This is a genomic window from Haloferula helveola (assembly GCF_037076345.1).
Taxonomy (GTDB): Bacteria; Verrucomicrobiota; Verrucomicrobiia; order Verrucomicrobiales; family Akkermansiaceae; genus Haloferula; species Haloferula helveola.
The window spans coordinates 2,939,689-2,960,478 of the sequence record NZ_AP024702.1 but is presented as its reverse complement, the minus strand read 5'-3'; the positions used below and the strand labels follow the sequence as shown (position 1 = coordinate 2,960,478).

The following is a 20,790-nucleotide window of genomic DNA, read 5'->3' as shown; positions in this document are numbered from 1 at the left end:
CCTGTGGTGGCTCGCCAAAAGTGGCGGTTCAAGCCTGCCTCGACTCCAGCCACTCAACGACCTGCGCCAGTGCCCGACCGCGGTGGCTCATGCCGTTTTTCACCTCGGATCCCAGCTCCGCAAAGCTTTCGTCGTAGCCCTCGGGAGCGAACAGGGGATCGTAGCCGAAACCACCCTCCCCGCTCCGCTCGGCCAGGATCCGCCCTTCGACCGAGCCGGAGAAATCGGCGATCACCTCGCCCTTGTCCGCCAGCACCATGACGCACCGGAAACGCCCGTTGCGGTCGGCGACGCCATCCATTTCCCGGAGAAGCCGCTCGTTGTTCTTCGCGTGGTTTCCCTCCTCGCCACCGAACGAGCTCGACCACACGCCGGGCCGGCCATCGAGGGCATCGACCTCGAGGCCGGAATCATCGGAAAGCGCCAGCCCGCCGATGCCGCGGCTGACCGACACCGCCTTGAGTGTCGCGTTCTCCAGAAAGGTGGATCCGGTTTCCTCGACCTCCGGCAGATCGGGGAAGGAGGTCGCGTCGAGCACCTCGAAACGGTCGCCGATCATCTCGCGGATTTCCGCCGTCTTGTGGGCGTTGCGCGTCGCCACCACCAATCTCGGTTTCTCCGCAGCCATGCTTTTCGGTAGACCGCCCGACCGATCCGGCCAAGATTTTTGAAATAATCCCCCGCCTCACAACGCCTACACTGCGATGAAAGCAATCACTCACCTCGCCGCCTTCGCCATGGCCGGCACCGCCCTCGTCAGCTCGGCCTTCGCCAACACGCTCGAAGGCTGGAGCACCGATCTCGAGAAAGCCTTCAAGGACGCCAAGGCCCAGAACAAGCCCGTGCTGGTCGAGTTCACCGGTTCCGACTGGTGCCCTCCGTGCATCGCGATGCGCAAGAACGTGTTCTCCAAGAAGGAGTTCGTCAAAAAGGCCTCCGAAGACTTCATCCTCGTCGAGCTGGACTTCCCGCGCGGCGACAAGGAGGTGAAGAAGAAGAACGAGCCCTACGCCAAGAAATACGACATCGAGGGCTTCCCGACCGTGATCCTGTTCGATTCCAACGGTAAGGAATTCAACCGCTTCTTCGCTTCGCAGTATCCGAAGATCGACCTCTTCCTCGACCACCTCGACAAGGCCCTCGAGCGCAAGGATCTCGATTGAACCGACCTCCACCTCCCATGAAATCCCTGATTCAGACCGTCGTTCTCGTCGCCCTCAGCACCACTGCCGCATTCGCGAGCGGATGGGGCACCGACTGGGAAGCCGCCAAGGCCCAGGCCAAGAAGGAAAACAAGCCGATCCTCATCAACTTCACCGGCACCGACTGGTGCGGCTGGTGCATCAAGCTCGAGAAGGAAGTCTTCTCCAAGGAGTCCTTCAAGGAATACGCCAAGGACAACCTCGTGCTGATGGAGGTCGACTTCCCTCGCAAGAAGGAGCAGTCGGACGAGCTGAAGGCGCAGAACAAGAAACTCGACAAGGAGTTCAAGGTCGAAGGCTACCCGACGATCTACCTCGTCGATGCCGAAGGCAAGAAGCTCTCCGGTGACATCGGCTACCGCGAAGGCGGTCCCGACGCCTACGTCGCCCACCTGAAGTCGCTGCTCAAGAAGTAACGCGATTCCCCTCTCACCACCCCGCCCGGCCCCGCGCCGCGGCGGGGTTTTTCTTTGTCCCGAGGCCTTGCTATCCGCTTCCCGGACTCTCCCCAATTTGGCATTGGAACATTGCAACCTGAGCCTTCCTCCCCATGCCCTCCTTCGACGTTTCCCGCTCCATCCACATCGAGGCCTTTCCCGACGCCGTCTTCGCCGACGTGCGGAATTTCCGGAAATGGCCCGACTGGTCGCCGTGGCTGATCTGCGATCCGCACGCCAAGCTGACCTATGCCGACGACGGCAAGCGCTACGACTGGGAAGGACCGGTCTGCGGCAGCGGCATCATGAGAATCACGGGTGAGTCGGAAGGCTCATCGATCGACTACGCGCTGACTTTCCTGAGCCCGTGGAAGTCGGAGAACACCGTCGGTTTCCGCTTCGCCGAGAAGGATGGCGGCACCGAGGTCACCTGGACCATGACCGGCTCGCTGCCGTGGTTCATGTTCTGGATGAAGTCGATGATGTCCGGCTACATCGGCGCCGACTACGACCGCGGGCTGCGGATGCTCAAGGACCGCATCGAGACCGGATCCGTGCCGAGCAAGCTCGAGTTCCCCGGGATCGTCGAGCTCCCGGAAACCGCCTACGCCGGCATCAACACCGAGTGCCCGATCGATGAGATCGGTCCCCACATGAGGGAGAATTTCGCTCAAATCCGCGAGTGGCTGGAGGAAGCGGACCTCAGCCCGAGCGGGCCTCCCTTTTGCTCGGTGCTGAAATGGTCGCCCGCCGCCAACGTCTGCCGCTACACCGCCTGCGTTCCGTTTCTTCAGGCGCCGGACGAGGGCCCGGCCGGATTTGTCTCCGGCAGCCGCCCCGCCTGCCGCGCCTACCAGGTCCGTCACACCGGCGCCTACCGCCACCTTGGCAATGCGTGGGCCGCCGGCATGATGCATGCCCGCTCGAAGGTCTTCCATGGAAGCAAGCGCCTCGCTCCCTTCGAGACCTACGAGAGCGATCCGGAAACCACGCCGGAAGACGAGCTCGTGACGATCATCCACATCCCGGCGAAGTAGCCGTGGATGGTGCGCGGACTTCAGTCCGCATTCTATCGACCGGATGCGGACTGAAGTCCGCGCACCATCGAAGTGGCCGTCCTGGGAGGATCATCATGGACCGCGAGCTTTAGCTCGCCCCGGAACCCCGGCCACCGGACCGTCGGGGCGAGCTAAAGCTCGCGGTCCATGCTGCAGCCGCATCCCACTCTCAGTCCGACCGCCCATCCCCCGGGGTTTTTCTTTTCAAATTCAGGCGGTTCCGCCAATTTCCGCGCCCCTTCTTCGCCCGTCGGGCTACGAAGGGCAGGCCCATTCCCGCCATTTGGCATGGGAACTTGAGCATTTGGCATTTCCACCACCATGTCCGACGACCGCCGCAAGCCCTACCCCTTCGATGAGTTCGAGCCCGCTTGGCAGAAGCGCTGGGACGATGAGAAGACCTTCCGCACGCCAAATCCGGGCGATGCCGATTTCGATGCTTCGAAGCCGAAGTTCTACGTCCTCGACATGTTCCCCTACCCGTCCGGCAGCGGCCTGCACGTCGGACACCCGGAAGGCTACACCGCCACCGACATCATCGGCCGCGCCAAGCGCCGCCAGGGATTCAACGTGCTCCATCCTATGGGCTGGGATTCGTTCGGCCTGCCCGCCGAGCAGTACGCGATCAAGACCGGCCAGCACCCGCGGGTCACGACCGAGGCCAACATCACCACCTTCAAGCGCCAGCTGAAGTCGCTGGGCTTCGGCTACGACTGGGATCGCGAGATCGCCACCACCGACCCGGAATACGTCCGCTGGACCCAGTGGATCTTCATCCAGCTCTACAACTCCTACTTCGACGAAGAGGCGCAGAAGGCCAAGCCGGTCAGCGAACTGGAAGGCAAGGGCTGGAGCCGCGAGCAGATTGACGCGGTCCGGCTGGCCTTCATCCACGAGGCGCCGGTCAACTGGTCGCCCGATCTCGGCACCGTCCTCGCCAACGAGGAGGTCGAGGAGTGGAAAGCCAAGGGCCACACCGTCGAACGCCGACCGCTGCGCCAGTGGATGCTGCGGATCACCAAGTATGCCCAGCGGCTGATCGACGAACTGGAGCCGCTCGACTGGCCGGAAGGCATCAAGCTGCTGCAGCGGAACTGGATCGGCCGCAGCGAAGGTGCGGAAGTTCACTTCGATCTGGAAGGTCATCAGGTGACTGTCTTCACAACCCGTCCGGACACCCTGTTCGGCGCCACCTACATGGTGCTCGCTCCCGAGCACCCGCTGGTGGCCGAAATCACGACCGACGCGCAGAAGTCGGCGGTCGAGGAATATGTCGCGGCCTGCGCCAGCAAGTCCGACCTCGATCGCGGCGACTTGAACAAGGACAAGACCGGCGTCTTCACCGGTGCTCACGCGATCAATCCGGTCAACGGCGAGAAGATCCCGGTCTGGATCGCCGACTACGTCATGATGGGCTACGGCACAGGCGCGATCATGGCCGTGCCGGCGCACGACGAACGTGACTTCGAGTTCGCCAAGAAGTTCGAGCTGCCGATCCTGCAGGTGGTCCAGCCGAAGGGCGACGAGGACTGGCAGGGCTATACCGACCATGGCACCGCGGTGAATTCCGGCTTCCTCGACGGCCTGCCGACCGCTGAGGCGAAGGCGAAGATCATCGAGTGGCTGGAGTCGGAGGGCAAAGGAGTCCGTAAGATCCAGTACAAGCTCCGCGACTGGCTGTTCAGCCGCCAGCGCTACTGGGGTGAGCCGTTCCCGCTGCTGTGGGACAAGACGACGGGCGAGCACACGACCATCCCCGAGAGCGAGCTGCCGCTGCTGCAGCCGGAAATGGAGGATTTCAAGCCGACCGGCGACCCGCGCGGCCCGCTGGTCAAGGCGACCGACTGGATCAACTACAGCGACCAGTTCGAGCGTGAAACGAACACGATGCCCCAGTGGGCCGGCTCATGCTGGTACTACCTGCGCTACTGCGACCCCGGCAACAACGAGAGCTTCATCGGCCAGGAAGTCGAGAGCTACTGGAGCGGCGGCACGGACAGCAAGGGTATCGTCGATCTCTACGTCGGCGGCACCGAGCACGCGGTGCTGCACCTGCTCTACGCCCGTTTCTACCACAAGGTCCTGAACGACCTCGGCCACCTGTCGACCAACGAGCCGTTCAAGAAGCTGGTCAACCAGGGCCTGATCCTCGGTGAGGACGGGCGCAAGATGTCGAAGTCCTTCGGCAATGTCGTCAATCCCGACGACGTGGTCCGCGACTACGGCGCCGACGCGCTGCGTCTCTACGAGATGTTCATGGGCCCGCTCGAGCAGGTGAAGCCATGGCAAATGAAGGGCGTCGAGGGCATCTCGCGCTTCCTCGCCCGCGTCTGGCGCGTCGCATTCGAACTGAACCAGGCCGGCGAGTGGGAACGCTCGTCGAAGATCCAGGACGTGCCGTGCGACGACAAGGCACTGCTGAAGGTCGTCCACGAGACGATCAAGAAGGTCACCGAGGACATCGAGAAGATGTCGTTCAACACCGCGATCTCGCAGATGATGATCTGCACCAACGCCTTCACCGCCGCCGACGTGGTGCCGCTGAAAGAGTTCACGCAGCTGTTGCACGTGCTCAATCCCTTCGCCCCACACCTCAGCGAGGAAATCCACGCCCGCCTCGGCGGGGCCGAACCGCTCAGCGAGTCGGCTTGGCCGGCTCACGACGAGTCCGCGCTGATCGAGTCGGAGATCGAACTGGTGGTCCAGGTGAACGGCAAGCTGCGCGACAAGATCACGGTGGCGAAGGACGCGCCGAAGGAAGAGATCGAAGCCGCCGCCCAAGCGGCCCCGAAGGTTCAGGAACAGACTGAAGGCAAGACGATCCGCAAGATCATCGTCGTCCCCGGCCGCCTCGTGAATATCGTGGCGAACTGACGGAGTGGCGCTCTGCGAGCGCCATGAGTGGGCGAGGCGGCCTCCCGGCCGCTCACTCCCCGAGCTGCGCCTTCAGCTCGGCGACCTGCATCTCCAACGCTGCCAAGCGCTGTTCCATTTCCTGCCGCCAGTCGGCGCCGGCATCGAAGTCGGCCTCCGGCTCCGCGCCGGCATCCTCGGAAAGCAGGTGCCGGAAGGTCTCGACCCGTCGCCCGCCACCCGCCGGCAACCGCTCGACCAACGGGCCGTGCGGATACTCGATGAAGCCGGTCAGGATCTCCTCGACCTCGTCGAGCGAGGCGAAGTCGTGCATCCGCTCCGTCCGCTGCTTCAACTCGCCGGCCGTCTGCGTTCCGCGCAGCAGCAAGACCGTGAAAACCGCCCTCTCGGCGGAAGTGAGCGCGAGCAGGTCGCCAAGGTTGTGTTCGAACTTAGGAGCCCGGCCGCCGAGCATCCGGGTGACGAGGTAGTCGTCCGAAAGCTGCCGCAGCGCCTCCTCCACCTCCGAAGCCGTGAAGCTCGTCACCGGATGGCGCGAAGTCGCCTGGTTGCAGGCCGTGACCAACGCGTTGACCGTCATCGGGTACTGGTCGGGCGTCAGGACTTCCTTTTCCAGCAAGCAACCCAGCACCCGCGCCCCGACCGCGGTCAATTGGAGTTCCGGAAAGTGTTTCATCAGGCCGATTCTCAACCTCCCCCGGCCAAAAGGGAACCGGCAAACTCGCCAACCTTGATCCCCGCGGTCGCATCCCCTCGAATCGGTCCATGAAGCGCGACCCCGCCCTCAACGAAGCGATGCGTGAGGTGCGAGAGATCTACGCCGAGTGGAGCCACCGGCCGATCGAGCGGAACTGCACCGGGATCGCCGATTGCTGCCGGTTCCGGCTGGTCGGTCACACGCCTTACCTGACGAAAGGCGAGGCATTCGTGGCGGCCAAGGCGTGGCGGGCGGCGGGCCGGAAGGAGTTCGAGATGCCGGCCGACGGCTCGTGCCCGTTTCTCCATCCGGAAAGTGGCAAATGCCGCATCTACGACGGTCGGCCCTTCGGCTGCCGGACCCATTTCTGTGCCGCCGCCGGCGGTCCGGCGAAACGCGAGGACGTCCGCGACCTGATCCAGCGACTGGAGGAAATCGATGCCCGACTCGGCGGAAATGGTGCCGTGAGTTTGCCGACTGCAGTGCGCGATGCGCTGCGTTCCCTGCGCTAGACCGGTGCGAATGCGCAGGTGGCGGATCCTTTTCCGGAAACCCTTTGCATTTCCGTAAGATCAGGCGTAGCCCCGGAGTGTATCCTTAGGACTTTATGAACACAAAACACACCCCACGTATCGCCCTCCTCCTCGGAATCCTCAGCGCGAGCCTCGTTCCGGCCGCGTTCGCAGACAAGAAGCCGGCCCCCGAGTCGACCCAGAAAATGCTCAGCGAGAGTTTCAGCACGCTCGCCGACACGCTGAAACAGGCCGAACAACAGGTCCAAACCGCCATCCGCGAGCGCGATCTGGCGATCGAGACGGTCAAACACAGCAAGAAGGTGATCGGCGAGAAGGACCAGCTGATCGAACAGCTCAAGAAGCAGCTCGCCGAAAGTCAGAAATCCGCCACCGAGTGGGAGAAGAAGTCAGTCGCCCACGCCAAGGCCGAGGCCGAGTGGAAGAGCAAGGCCGAGGCGCAGGCACAGCGCCTCGCGATCGGCCACGCGGCTCAGGAGAAGCTGGTCCACTTCCACGGCCGGCTTGAGAAGACCGTGAAGGAATTCACCGCGCTCGAAAGCGAACTGAACCACCTGCGCAACGAACTGAAGGAGCCGCGGAAGATGGCCGAGCTCGTGAAAGAGAACGAAAAGCTCAAGGTCGCGACCGCCACGATGGACAAGAAGATCCACGAGATGTCGAATGGCTTCGCGGAATCCAAGAAGTTGAATGTCGCGACCACGACGGAACTCGCCAAAACGAAGAAGGAACTCGGCGAGCTGCGGGAGCAACACGCGCAATTCAAGTCCGAGATGGAAGCCCTCGTGCAACGAACCGCGGAGAAGGGCCAGGCTGCACTGAAGAAAGCCCTGATGACCGCCAACGAGGCGACCCAGGAAATGATGGCGGCCAAGGACCGCGCCGATGCCACGGCCAAGAAACTCGAGAGCCTTCAAAGCCAGACCGGCAAGATGGAGTCCCGACAGCAGCAACTCAGCAAGGAGCTGAACGAGCGGGACAAGACGATCAAGTCGCTGCGCAACAAGCTGGAGCAGGCGGAAGCCAGCAATCCGAAGAAGAAGAAAAAGGGCGCTGACGCCTGATCGACCCTCCGCCCCCCTTCCAGCCGCGCCTCCGACTCCGGGAGCGCGGCTTTTTCGTGCAAACTCGCCGGCTTCCTCAGCGGCGGAATCCAAGCCGCCCACACGAAGCGATTCCCGTTGTCGCGCCGTTCAGCCAGCTCATCAAGGGTTGGGCAACCTCCTTCGTCCCACTCGCAGCCTCCAGGAAGCAAGCAATATCAATGGCTATACGCTGTTAGGTTAAGGAATAAAAACTATTTACAAATCTAAAATTTTATGGAGCCTCCGTGCCATCGAGCCTCCATTCTTCATTACGCAAACGCGTATTATTAAAAATTCCTTAATTCTCCGCCGATTGGTCCTGCTATGACGTCGCCCCTCGAATCCCCACCGGCTCTCTCCCGCCGCCCCCTCGTTGGTCTCGCGACCGTCATTCTCTCCCTCGCCCCGGCCATCGAAGCGGCCGAGCAGACTTTCAATCTGAAGGCCGGCTGGAATGCCGTGTTCCTCGAAATCCGGCCGAGTCAGCCATCGCCATCCACGCTTTTCGCGGGCCTGCCGGTCGAACGCTGCTCGGCATGGCTGCCGACGGTCGCCCAAGTCGACTCGCTGACCGATCCCGCCGCCCTGCCCCGCAAGTCGTCTTCCTGGCAAAACTGGCTGCCCTCCAGCCACCCGGCCTCATTCCTCAACAACCTGCACGCGGTCACCGGACGGCAGGCGCTGCTCATCCAGACCTCGGCCGCCTGCGTCTGGACCGTGACCGGCGAGCCGGTCTTCGAGCGCCGCAAGTGGATCGCACCCTCCTTCAACTTCACCGGCTTCGACGTCGATCCGGCCGCGCCGCCGACCTTCGCCCGGTTCTTCGACGGCTCACCGGCCCATCAACCGGTGCGCGCCTTCAAGCTGGTCAGCGACCGCTGGATCGCGGTCGCCCCGACCGAGACGATCCGGCGCGGTGAAGGCTACTGGGTTTGGTGCGACACCGGCTCGGAGCATCAGGGACCGCTCGATGTGAGCATCCCGATCGCCGGCGACGGTGGAGTCGTTTCAAGCGACGGAGGCTCGTTCTCCCTCCAGATGCGCAAGAACGGCCAGCTTCCGGTGTCGGCGCAGATCACTTCCAGCGGTTCGGTCTCCTTCGCCCGCCTGACGGGCATCCATACCGAATCCCCGCTGACGGGAAGCCAGTCCCTCGACCCGCGGGCCGAGTGGCGCGTCCGGACTTCCGGCCCGGGAGCGGGACTCCTGCAAATCACCGGCGGCGGCGTGCGCATCAGCGTGCCGGTCGAGGTCCCCGCAGCATCCAACTGACCGATCACCCCATGAGAACGATCCTCGCAACGGCGGCGCTTGCCCTGATCCCAAGCCTTTCCGCACGAGCCGACCTGCTCGACGGACTCGAGGCCTACTTCCCGATGAACGAAGGCGGTGGCAACGTGATTCACGACCAGTGGACCGGCACGACCGCGAACTTCTTCGGTCCTGGCTGGGGAGCCTACTGGGATGGCGACCCGCGCAGCGTCTATCTGGCGAAGTTTGACAACGAGCACTTCCGGAGCGTCCAGAACATTGCCTCGGGGGTCACCAACCAGCTCACCATCACGGCTTGGATCCAGGCGACCCGCTTCGATGATTGGAACGGCATCGTGACCAAGGGAGTCACCAAGGCTCCCTTCACCTTCACCGTCACCTGGGCGCGCCATCTGCGGTTCGGCGCCAACATGTTCACGCCCGCCGGGGGGACCGGCGATGGCGTTTGGGACAGCAGTGTCCTCCTCAACGGCAACAGCGGCGTCTGGCAGCACGTGGCGGTTACCTACGATGGTTCGAAGGTCCGGTTCTACATCGATGGTGTGAAGGACCCCGTCGAGCACGACGCCTCGGTCGTCTTCGGTCAGATCGACGAGCCTCTGGTCATCGGCTCCGATCTGCCCGGGAACGCCGAGAACTTCGCCGGAGCGATCCGCGAGGTCAGCGTGTATTCGCGAGCGCTCGGCGACACCGAGATCGCCAGCATCTACAGCGGCGAAACGCCAAGCCCGGCCAAGCTGTCCGCCGATCTCGGCGGCTTGTGGCTCGGGAAGGCCGTTCTGGACGAGGTGAAACACGCCGCCACCGGCGAGTGGCAGCCGACCCCGGCCGGCTTCCCCGAAGACGTGCTGATGTTCGTCTCCGGCAGCGGTAACGTGCAGCTGCTCGATGAGGCCACCCTGATGCGTACCCGCGTCGTCCCGCCGGCTTCACCGCAAACGGTCATCGTCCTCGACGAATCCCAGCTGCCGAACTTCGACGGAATCACGATGCGCGGCGGCAAGCTGGTCGGCCAGCGCTTCAGCACCGCAACGATGCCGATCGATGGCAGCGGGCTCACGCTCGGCACCGACTCCGGCTGGTTCGAAGGGCAGATGACGCTGCCCGCGAGCCATCCGCTCAACCCTTTCCGCCACAAGTACCACCCCGACCTGAAGAACGGCCGATCCATGGGTCGCACGGTCCGGGTGAAGATCGACGACGGCGAGTCGGGCACCGACCAGGTGCTCGAGGGTGACATCCACGAGGCCTTCACCGGACTCAACAAGGAAACCCTCGAAGCCCGGGGACGCGTGACGTTCACCCGCGTCAGCACCAGCACCTCCCTCGTCCAACCCTGACCCTTTTCTCCCATGCAAGGCATCAACCGATCCCTCGCCCTCGCTTGTCTCGGACTCACGGGTGTGGCAACCGCCGCCGAAGTTCAGCTCAAGCAGATCACCGGCATCGACCCGGAGCAGCAGCTCCATTCGGAGGCGGCTTCCGCTTTCAGCCGTGAAAGCAACTCATGGAATCGTGGTTTCCGCACCGCCTCGACGCTGACGCACAGCTACATCACCGGCTGGACCACCAGCACGGAAGGCCACAAGGACGGCTTCATCTCGAAGGTCGACCCCGCCTCCGGCACGGTGGTTTGGACCAAGGCGATGAAGACGATCATGGGACCGGACCACGGTTGGCAGATCAACGACATCGAGATAAGCGCGTCCACCATCTACGTCTGCGGCACCCGGACCGACAACACCGGCTTCGTGGCGAGCCTGACTACCGACGGTGTCCTGATCGACTACACGCAGATCCTCGCCAAAACCGGTACGGACTTCCCGAATTCATACGCCGATGCCCGCACCCTGACCGTACAGGGCGGCAAGGTCATCGTCGGCGGCTCGGCGCTCGGCGCCTCCATGGAGGTGAACCAAAAGTGGCACACCTCGGGATCGACGGTCTTCGGCTCCCTCGTCCTCGCCTGCAAGAGCGGGAATGATCGATTCACGGATGCCTGGGTGATCCGCTTCAATGCCGACCTCTCCGCTGACTGGGGAACGACCTACGGCTTCCCGTGGTGCGACGACTACTCGACGGCCGTCGCCGCCGACGATACCGGCGCGATCTTCCTCGCGCTCAAGTTCAAGAATCCGGACGCAAACGGAAACGCGATCATGGACCACATCGACGACGATGGTCGCCGTATCGTCACCGCCGCCAACCCGAACGGCACCCTCATTCCGTCGGGAGTCTACAACAACTACAACTTCTGGTGGGGGAGCTGGCCGTTGCTGCTCCGCATCGACACCACCGATGCCTTGGCAAGGTCAAACACCTCCTACTTCACGCCTTGCAAGCTCGAGAGCTTGGAGAACACCAGCCATTCGGAGATCACCGAAGTCCTGTACCACGACGGCTCGCTCTACGTCGCGGGCGACTGGAACAGGAATCTCCGTCCCGTGGCCCACGGCCAGGAAGCCCAGGGAGGACAAGTCAACCCGTACAGCCTCCAGTTCCCCGACAACACCTTCTCCCACGACATCTGGGTCGCACGGCTCAATGCCACGAACCTCCACCATCAGGCATGGCGGCTGTACCAGTCGGCAGGCGACGACTTCGTCTCCGAGATGACCGTCGCGGGCGATTCGCTCTACCTCGCCGGGCGGGCGGGCGGCAGCCTCTCGACCAAGAACTCGCTGGCGACCAGCGCGACGGCCACGGAACTCGGCGGTTCCTCCAAACCGCACCTGTTCTGGGAACGGATTTCCATGCCCGACCTCAGCCGACAGTGGCACGTTGTACCGACCGAGGATGCCTCGATCCCCGCGACCATCCCCGGGGAACAGCACACCACCGGCATCGCCTTCGCGCAGAACAAGGCGATTCTGACCGGTAGCTGGACGAACGGCTCGTTCACCATGGGCGAAGCCGGCAACGCCACCACATTGCCGAACCCGCCCGCTAACTTCCGACGGGGCTTCGTTGCCTTCATCGATGCCGACGGCAGCCTGCTGGAAAACTATCGCATCACCATCAACTCCGAGTTCGGCCCGACCGGCCCGGGCCAGCGGGAGATGACCGCGGCCATCGACGAGAACGTGACCCTGCGGGCTCCCAAGATCGTCTATCAGAACGCCGCGGGTGACTCTGTGGACCCGAACAATTCGGAGCTGATCAACAACACCGCCGTCACGCGCTTCGTTTGCACCGGCTACCAGTTCAAGAACTCAACCGTCAACGGCACCGCCAACGAGGTCAACTTCGTCGCCAGCAGCGACACCGAAATCACCTTCCTCTGGCGCACGGAGCACGCAATCGAGATCGATTCCGACCTCGATGGAACGGATGGACTGACCTCAACCGCGGCGGGTGATCCGGATCCCGTCGTCAAGAAGCACTGGATTGCCGAGGACGAACCCTTCACCGCCTTCATTGACGGTGCCGAATCGACCTCGACCATGCCGGGAACCCGATGGGTTTCGACCGGTTATGTCGCCACCGGCTGCGTCGCCGATGTCGCCAACGAAGGGGTCGACGGCATCATCGAATGGCCTGCGTATCAGGACCGCCAGCAGACGCCGAAGATCATCGTCAGCCAGCCCGGAAGCATCACGTGGCGTTGGAAGAAGCAGCACCAGCTGCGGGTCTCGGCCAACTCAAGTGTTGCCGCAGACGCTCCACAGGTCGGCACCCCCTCGCCCCTGCAATCCACACTCGTCGACATCCAGCCTGGCGTTCCGTCACTTTCCGTCGTGCTCCCCGAATCAGGTGAGGTGACCAAGGTGCGGCTGGTCCATCAGGATCCCGCACGCGCCACCGTCAGCGGCTACTTCGCCCCGCTGCGCTTCACAGGCAGCTGGACGGGACCCTTCGAACCCGTTTCGGGCCTCTCGCCCCAGCCGTCCGGGCTCGCTTACCAGGGACTGCAGGAAATGACCCGTAGTGCGGATGGCAGCTACTCCACCTCCTGGCGTTTCATTCCCTGGGCCAACAGTTCGCAACTCGCGTATCTCGACACCACCGGCCTCAAGCTCGAGGTGCTCGAGTATGTGCGCCAGTCGGACGGCGCGACCGTGGTCACGACCGATTACCAAAGCGGGTCCGGCGAGTATTGGATCGATCAGGGAACCACGGTCGAACTCACCGCCCCTGCCAGCGTGAGCAGTGGCACGAGCGTGCTGAGCCTGAAGGGCTACACCGGCGGCCAAGGATCGGTCTCGCCCTTCGACGGTCCGAACATCACTTCCAAGTTCGTGACGATCACCCGCCCGTCGGTGATCATCTGGGACTACGCGCGGGCCATCTACAAGGAGCGCGTGGTGATCGGCAGCGCCGTGAACTTCTCCACCATCACGGGAATCGATGCCACCAACGTGAACCGGTTCAAGCGCCCTGAAACCGGCACCGTGAGCGACGCCGGCGAAGGTAGCACATGGGACGACATGCAGGACTGGGACGAGGTCAACCGGCTGCTCTACGCTCTCCAGCCCGGCAGCTTCACCGTCGAGTTCGAGAACACCGCCGCGCCCGATGATCCGGCGCAGAATGTCATCGTCCAAGTCGAGGCCGTGTGGCCGGAAACGTCGAGCTACACCCACATTCTAGAGGCGCCTCCGGTGGAACTCGATCCCACCGCAACCGATGGCACGAAGTTCCTTCGCATGGCCTACACCGAAGGCGGCGGTTACCTGACGGGCAGCAAGTTCGCGGCCTCCGAACCGGGGCGTAGTATCCTGCTCTTCTCGAAGCGCGCGGGCGGCATCGCCACCGGCAATACCACCCAGGAGTCGCTGGTTGTGAAAGTCGTCAACTCGATCCCCTGGGCAGCGTCAGCCGCTGCCGAAGGCAACTTCAACCTCCCCGCCACCATCGGTCAGGCGATCGAAACGCCCGCCCACGACCTGACCACGGTCGGCCACAACGGCTACATCCTCACCGCGCTCGCCCCAATCAACGCCGGCATTTACGACTCCAACACCCTTCAGGGTCCGATCATCCCGGTCAACGAGCCGCTGCCAGCCGTCGGGGACCGTGCCGGTAACAACGACCCGAACAAGACGCGCCTCTTCGCGGGGCATGTCGTCGAATTCGACAGCACCGAAGACCTGCTTCTCGATCCGGCCAAGGCCGTGATCGCGGTCAGCATGTATGGCGACAGCGACCGGAGCGTCCGCGGCGTCACCTTCCGCAGCGATCGCAACGCGTCCAACCAAGCCGTCGAGGGGAGCGTCACGGTGACCACCACCGCCAACAACTACATCGACAACTGGAAGGCGGCACCGACCTTCTCGGGAGCAAACGCGGCCGCACTTGGGGAAATCATGCGGGACATCCGTTACCAAAGCAACGGACCGGTGACTTCCACCATCGAAGGGCTCGTCCCGGGGAATCTCTACCACCTCCAGCTGCTCACCAACGAGGGCATGGACTGGTCCCGCTTCTGCGACATCTCGATCAACGGCTCCCAGGTGGCCGACAACTACTCCTCCGAGGGTGGCACCGAAACCGGTGGCTCGACCGCCTCCAACAGCTTCGCTTACACGGTGGAAGCGCGGGCCGATGCATCGGGAACCATCGTGGTCGTGATGCAACCCCAGATCGGAGGGAATCCTCCCCCCGCAGGAAACGATCCGAATCCTCTCCTCAACGCGCTGGTGGTTCATCGCGTCGGCGAGGTCAACGCGATCTACAGCCCCGAGTATCACGAACCGGCAGCCTTGGCGGTGGCATGGTATCGCGTGCAGGACGGAATCCGATGGCCGTACACCGCCGCCCGCTACCTGCCTTCATGGCCAAGCAATCCGGAGCGAATCGTGATCGCTTCCCGCCTCGGCAGCGAGGGAACCGGGAAGCTCTCCCAAACGACCGCCTACACCTACGAAGAGCAGGTTGCTGACACCGATCCCACCTGGAATCGTCCAAGGCTCGACAAGAGTGGGATCGAAGCTGGGGCGGTTCACTACCGCGCCTATTCGTTCACCCCTCTGGTCAACAATTCGTTGGCCTTCTTCCGGAGCCCTCAGCCGTTCGACGTCTATCTTTACGACGGCATCTTCAATCCCTCGAATCCGTTGGAAAACCTCGTGGCCACCCATGGTCCTTCGAATGCCGGGTGGACCTACGTCGCCAGCGTCCAGACGGGCAAGACCTACAGCTTCGTCGTCAGCCAGATCGGCGAAGGCGACCCGCTCGGATCCTTCGATCTGGATATCCAAGGCGGTGCCCGGACCTTCACTGCACAGGACCTCTATACCGCACCCGGGATCACGGCCCCGTCGATCTACTCCCAACCGGATCCCGCGAGCGCGGGCTTCAACCCGAACGAGGAACACGGACTGATTGCCCCTTCCTTCCTCGAGACCAGCCGCTTCGCGGCCTTCGCGCTCCACAACGACTTCAATCGTACCGCTCGCGACGAGAGCTTCACCAGCCAACCCTACGTACTGGTCGACTACGTGGACGCGACCGATGCCGCGAATCCCGTGGCACGCATGAAGGTCTATCAGGTTGTTGAGGAAGACGCCGAAACGATCGACCCCAGGCTCCCTTCCTCCAACCAGGCCTACACCTTCTTCTACGAAGGCATCGCCGGCACCCGTCTCGTGCCGCCGCACCCGCTCGACACCGTCCTTGCCGGTCATCCGACACCCGTGGAAACGGAAGGGCTGAATGTCGGCGGCCGGATCTCTTACTATGAGGACAAGAACGACATGCCATGGGTGGTCTCCGGCGATACCGATCCGGAAGCGGACATCCTTGCGGTCTTCCACTACCCGATGCGTGCCGACTTCTGGCATCCTGCGGCACAGCCCGGCGACCCGGTGCCCTTCGCGCTGCCAACCGGAGCCCGCCCGCTGAACATCTCCTTCAACACCGTGTGGCCGCAGCCGGTCGCCACCCTCAAGGCCGGCGAGACGCTGACCTTCGCCGGCGGCGAATACTCGGGCGATCACAGCGGCGACCTCGTTCCGCCGCCGGGTCTTCCGGGTGTGGTCGCATGGAAGAGCGGCAAGACCGTCTTCGACAGCATGAATCCATCGCTGGACCAGGGAGTCATCGGCACCGACTACCTTGCGCGTCTGTTCCCGGCACTTGACTCACACGAAGTCGACTTTCCTCTCGGCGACCTCCCCGAGGCGCTACTCCCCGCTTCCGGAAACCTGATCGTCGAAGGACTGATCTGGCGCTTCAAGGATCTCCCGGCGGGGCTTCAGGATCGGATCTACTACGACAGCAGTACGCACAAGCTCGGCGTGCGCGGGGTCCTGAACGGACGAATCCTCGGCGACGGCGATCTTCTCGTCACGCCGGGTGCGCAGACCATCCTGCAGCCGAATGTCCTGACCTCCGAAGACGAAGCAATCCTCGCGGCCCTCGGCGGCGGCAACTGGCCGGCCGCCGCGACCGAACTCGCGGAGCTCTCACGGAATCCCGAGGGTGTCGCGATCACCGGATCGCTGGGCATCGGACTCACCCCGGCGGAAATCGGCGGCGGTGCGGTCCCCGCTTCGGCCCTCGGCACGGGTCTCGCGGTGATCACCAATCCAAGGCTGCTCGACTCGACCTCGGGACTTTCCGGCGGCTATGTCACGCTCGCCGAAAACGACGATCCGGCGCTCGACGGGTTGCCGGTCGCCATGCACGTGATCCGCGTCGAAACGGAGAAATACCGCGGCTCGGTCGCGGTGATGGAACCCGGTAATGTCTTTGATGAGAAGGTCTCGCTGCGCCACACGGCCGACTTCGGTGGCGATGTCGCCGACCTCTACTTCGAGTGGGTCATGCGCGAGGAGGACGGACGCGAGCTCAACCCCCCCGGCATCGACAAGCCGACCTACGGCACACCGCTTGCCGGCGAATGGCCGGTCTTCCGCGAGGGCCTCGGACTGAATGAAGTTCAGCTGGCGGGCAGTGGTCCGTCGCTGATCTCCGACCAGCTTGTCTTCTGCCGCTACCGCCACCGCAACGACCCGACTGGCTGGAGCGCTTGGGCCGGAGCCGCCAACAGCCGCGAGCCTGACCCAGCGTCGCCGTCGGTCGATATCGATGCCGCTTACGTCGCACAACTCATTCCGGGCTGGATCAAGCGAGTGACCGACGCAGTCAACCTGTTCGACGCCCGCTACGACGACTTCCGCAACAGCGGCGCTCCCGCGACCTACACCAGCGCGATCCAGCAAGCCGGCCAGCGGCACGAAGGCCCCGTCGCCTTCAACCCCGACAAGGACGCGATCGAGAACGTCGGCCTGATCGAGCTTTACCAGACCGTGCTCGACCGCGGGGAAATGCTGACCATCGACGGCCTCCCCGGTACCGAGGGCGTCAACGCCGCACTGCTGAATGCCGCCAACCGCATCTCCGGCCTCTACGTGCTGCTCGGCAACGAGGCCTACGCGGATCTGCAGGATCCGACCGTCGGCTACGCGACCGTCGGCGGCGAGTTCGGCACGCTGGCACCGACGATCCACGCCTTCGAAAACCAGACCGCCAACCTCATCGACGAGGAATTGGCGATGGTTCGCGGCCGTGCGGAGACCGGCGCCCGACCGTCCTACAACCGCCTCCTCTGGAACTTCACGAACGGAGCGGGCGAGGCCGCCTATGTGCTGAACTACGGCATCGACGACCTGACCAACGACGGATTCATCGACGATGAGGACGCCCGCCGCCTCTATCCCCAAGGCCACGGCGACGCATGGGGCCACTACACCATGGCGCTGAAGGGCTACTACGACCTCGCGACCCGAAACAACTTCCAGTGGACGCCGCGAAGCGAGAAGTACCACATCGACGGCATCGTCCTCGACGTCGACTACCTGGACGAGCGCGCCTTCGCCAAAGCCGCGGCTGCCCGTGCGACCTGTGGAGCCGAGTGGATGGACCTCGTCTACCGCAAGGCCTACACGGAGAACCCGAACGCTCAGTGGCAGGGCTACAAGGACAGCAACAGCGACCGTGCTTGGGGCGTCTTCGAGACCGCCCAGCGCACCGGAACGGCGGCGCTCTGCGACTGGCTGACCGCCAATGCGATGCTCAAGGGCGAAGAGACCGACCCGCAGAAAACGGGCATCCGTAAGGTCGACCGCACTACCGTCGGTGAGCTGCGCCTGATCGCCGCCAGCGCCTCGAGCATCCAGGCCAAGCTCGATTCCTCCGACCGCGGCCTGAATCCCGCCGGCCTCGATCCGAATATCGTGCCGTTCGACATCGACCCGAACCTGACCACGACCGGCACCCCGGTGTGGCGCAGTCACTTCGAGCAGCTCTATGATCGCGCGGTCGATGCCGCAGCCAACGCGTCGCGAAGCTTCGACCACGCGAGCGAGATCGGTCTCCAGCTGCGCCGGACCGAAGCCACCACCGAGACGCTCCGGCAGGCCGCGATCGATCAGGATCTCGCGCTTCGCAACCGTCTCATCGAGTACTACGGCACGCCGTATGCCGGCATGATCGGACCGGGCAAGGCCTACCCCTCCGGCTACAGCGGACCCGACCTCTATCTCTTCATGTATGTCGACCAGGTGTCAGCCGGCGGCGACATCCTCGATCCCCTGACCGGGGAAGTGGTGGAAACCACGATCGTTCCCGGACTGCACAATCTCGTCCACGATACCAATCCGTTTGAAGAAGGCGGAGTCGGTGTCGACGGCGCGCTGATGGACTCGGTCTCGAAGTACTTCCCGGCCGACATGGATCTCCCCTCCCAAGACGTCGGATCCATCACTCTGGACCTGCCTCGCGCGGCGGAAGGCTATGCACTGGTCGCTCCCGACGAGTGGGCCGAGCGTCGCAGTCCGGGCAAGATCCAGGCCGCGATTCAGGATCTCGTCCACGCCCAGTGGCGCGTCAGGATGGCCGTCAATGCCTACGAAAGCCAGGCGGACGACTTCCGCAACTTGCTGAAGCGCTTTGAACTGAAGACCGCGATCGCCGCCGACAACCTGACCATCTCGAGGTCGGCTGGCGAGCAGCACGAACACTGGGTCGATGTCGCGACGACGATGTATGCCCTGAGCACCCCCCTTCTCAAGGCGGCCGACAGCTCCGAACTGATCTGGGATGCCGTCGCGGAGACCATGCCCACATCCGTCGGACTCTCGGTGGACGCCACCGCACCGGCCCGGGGCGTTGTGAAGGCGAACGCCGCCATCCAGTCCATTCTCCTGAACGCGCTCTCGCTGCCGCTCGAGATCGCGCAGTACCGCGCGGAGCTGGAAGCGGACGCCGTGCTCGTCGACCTCGACCGGGCGCTGCTCGAGGGTGACCTCAAGTCGGAGATCGTCGACCTGCTCGGCGAAATCAACGATCTGGTGAACAGCGAGAGCGACGCGCTGCTGGCGGTCATCGATGCCCTCGAAAGCATGCGTGCCGCGAGCGACCGAGTCCGCACCACGATCGGCGACGCGGAGGCGATCCTCGAAGAGCGGGTCGTCTTCAACCAGCGGGTCGCCTCGACCACCACGCAGCTCCGTTACGAGGACTACACCTTCCGGACCTTCCACCACGACGCTCTGCGCAAGTACCGCAGCAGCTTCGACCTCGCCGCCCGTTACGCCTACCTCGCCGGCAAGGCCTACCAGTACGAACTCAACCTCGGTGACTTCCACGCCGCCAACGCGTCACCCCTGCTCGCCGAGATGCTCCGCACCCGGACGCTGGGCCAATGGGACGGCGGTGAACCGGTCCTCGGCCAGGGTGGTCTTGCCGAATGCCTCGCTTTGCTCGACGGCAACTTCCAAGCGCTCAAGGGCCAGATGGGGCTGAACCAGAGCTCCACCGAGATCACCGAGTTCTCGCTGCGCCGCGAGCTTGCGCGCGTCGGCATGAGTTCGCGGGTCAACGGCGATTGGCAGACCAAACTCGAGACCTGGCGCGTGCCCGACCTGTGGAACTACGAGTATCAGGAAAACGGCGTGAACTACGGCTACGTCTTCCGCCGCTACTGCCGTCCGTTCTCCTCCGAGTCCGCAGGCGCGCAACCCGCGCTGGTGATCCCCTTCACCACCACCATCGAGGCCGGCAAAAACTGGTTCGGGCTCGGTCTGGCAGGCGGTGACAGCACCTACAACGCGTCGAACTTCTCGACCAAGATCCGCTCGGTCGGTGTCCGTTTCGACGGCTACAATAACACCGCGCTGAGCCAGACGCCGCAGGCTTACTTCATCCCCGTCGGTCAGGACCGCATGTTCCTTCCGAACAGCGGCGACCTCGAGTTCCGCTCGTGGCAGGTGGCCGACCAGCGGATCCCGGCGCCGCTGCCGATCGGCACCCAGGAGCTCACCAGCGACGACTGGCAGCCTTACAGCGGCAGCGCCGACGGTCACTTCGAGGACCTGCGCAAGTTCAGCAGCTTCCGCGCCTACCATGATGCCGGCGGATGGTCGTCCGAGGAAATGCTCGGCTCCAGCCGCTTGCTCGGACGCAGCGCTTGGAACAGCCGCTGGGTGCTCATCATTCCGAGCAACACGCTGCTCTACGACGCCGCCAACGGGCAGGCCGGTCTCGACACACTGATCTACGGCGCGCCCCTGCCGGGCTTCGACCAGTCGACCGCCGGCACCGCGCTGCGCGACCAGGTCGGCATCCGCGACATCCGCCTCCTCCTTCAAACCTACAGCGCCAGCGGCAACTGAACCTCCTTCCCCGA

General features: G+C 63.8%; 11 protein-coding genes. 9 read left to right on the top strand and 2 right to left on the bottom strand.

Translation table 11 applies throughout. The features are described 5' to 3' along the window. Nucleotides 1-28 precede the first annotated feature (28 nt). Entirely contained in the window at nt 29-628 is a 600-nt protein-coding gene (rdgB, locus tag HAHE_RS10890; protein ID WP_338684371.1) for an RdgB/HAM1 family non-canonical purine NTP pyrophosphatase, read from the bottom strand. Nucleotides 629-704: 76 nt separating this feature from the next. On the opposite strand from rdgB, the gene HAHE_RS10885 reads away from it, so the two are divergent. The 4 genes from HAHE_RS10885 (at nt 705) to leuS (ending at nt 5,571) form a co-directional block, all read left to right on the top strand. Then, nucleotides 705-1,163 carry a thioredoxin family protein gene (locus HAHE_RS10885; protein ID WP_338684370.1) on the top strand — a complete coding sequence of 153 codons (459 nt, stop codon included), beginning with the start codon at nt 705-707 and terminating at the stop codon, nt 1,161-1,163. A 17-nt stretch (nt 1,164-1,180) separates the two neighbouring features. Beyond that, entirely contained in the window at nt 1,181-1,618 is a 438-nt protein-coding gene (locus HAHE_RS10880) for a thioredoxin family protein (protein ID WP_338684369.1), read from the top strand. A gap of 134 nt (nt 1,619-1,752) precedes the next feature. Continuing rightward, nucleotides 1,753-2,676, top strand: a complete 924-nt coding sequence (locus HAHE_RS10875; RefSeq protein ID WP_338684368.1) for an SRPBCC family protein — start codon at nt 1,753-1,755, stop codon at nt 2,674-2,676. Nucleotides 2,677-3,018: 342 nt separating this feature from the next. Beyond that, nucleotides 3,019-5,571, top strand: coding sequence for a leucine--tRNA ligase (gene leuS / locus HAHE_RS10870; RefSeq protein WP_338684367.1), 2,553 nt, complete (start codon nt 3,019-3,021; stop codon nt 5,569-5,571). A gap of 52 nt (nt 5,572-5,623) precedes the next feature. On the opposite strand, the gene HAHE_RS10865 is transcribed toward leuS, so the two are convergent. Beyond that, on the bottom strand, nt 5,624-6,247 hold the full coding sequence (locus HAHE_RS10865) for a YceH family protein (protein ID WP_338684366.1): 624 nt from the start codon (nt 6,245-6,247) through the stop codon (nt 5,624-5,626). Between the two features lie 89 nt (nt 6,248-6,336). Here HAHE_RS10865 and HAHE_RS10860 point away from each other — a divergent pair, with 89 nt between their 5' ends. The 5 genes from HAHE_RS10860 to HAHE_RS10840 all read left to right on the top strand — a co-directional run bounded on the left by HAHE_RS10860 (nt 6,337) and on the right by HAHE_RS10840 (nt 20,776). Beyond that, on the top strand, nt 6,337-6,780 hold the full coding sequence (locus HAHE_RS10860) for a YkgJ family cysteine cluster protein (RefSeq protein WP_338684365.1): 444 nt from the start codon (nt 6,337-6,339) through the stop codon (nt 6,778-6,780). 95 nt (nt 6,781-6,875) lie between these two features. Beyond that, entirely contained in the window at nt 6,876-7,865 is a 990-nt protein-coding gene (locus HAHE_RS10855; RefSeq protein ID WP_338684364.1) for a hypothetical protein, read from the top strand. Nucleotides 7,866-8,210: 345 nt separating this feature from the next. Beyond that, the gene (locus HAHE_RS10850) at nt 8,211-9,158 is read left to right on the top strand and encodes a hypothetical protein (protein WP_338684362.1); all 948 of its coding nucleotides are present in this window, start codon (nt 8,211-8,213) and stop codon (nt 9,156-9,158) included. Nucleotides 9,159-9,169: 11 nt separating this feature from the next. Then, nucleotides 9,170-10,498 carry a LamG domain-containing protein gene (locus HAHE_RS10845; RefSeq protein WP_338684361.1) on the top strand — a complete coding sequence of 443 codons (1,329 nt, stop codon included), beginning with the start codon at nt 9,170-9,172 and terminating at the stop codon, nt 10,496-10,498. 12 nt (nt 10,499-10,510) lie between these two features. Beyond that, nucleotides 10,511-20,776 carry a hypothetical protein gene (locus tag HAHE_RS10840; RefSeq protein WP_338684359.1) on the top strand — a complete coding sequence of 3,422 codons (10,266 nt, stop codon included), beginning with the start codon at nt 10,511-10,513 and terminating at the stop codon, nt 20,774-20,776. The last annotated feature ends 14 nt before the right edge of the window (nt 20,777-20,790 follow it).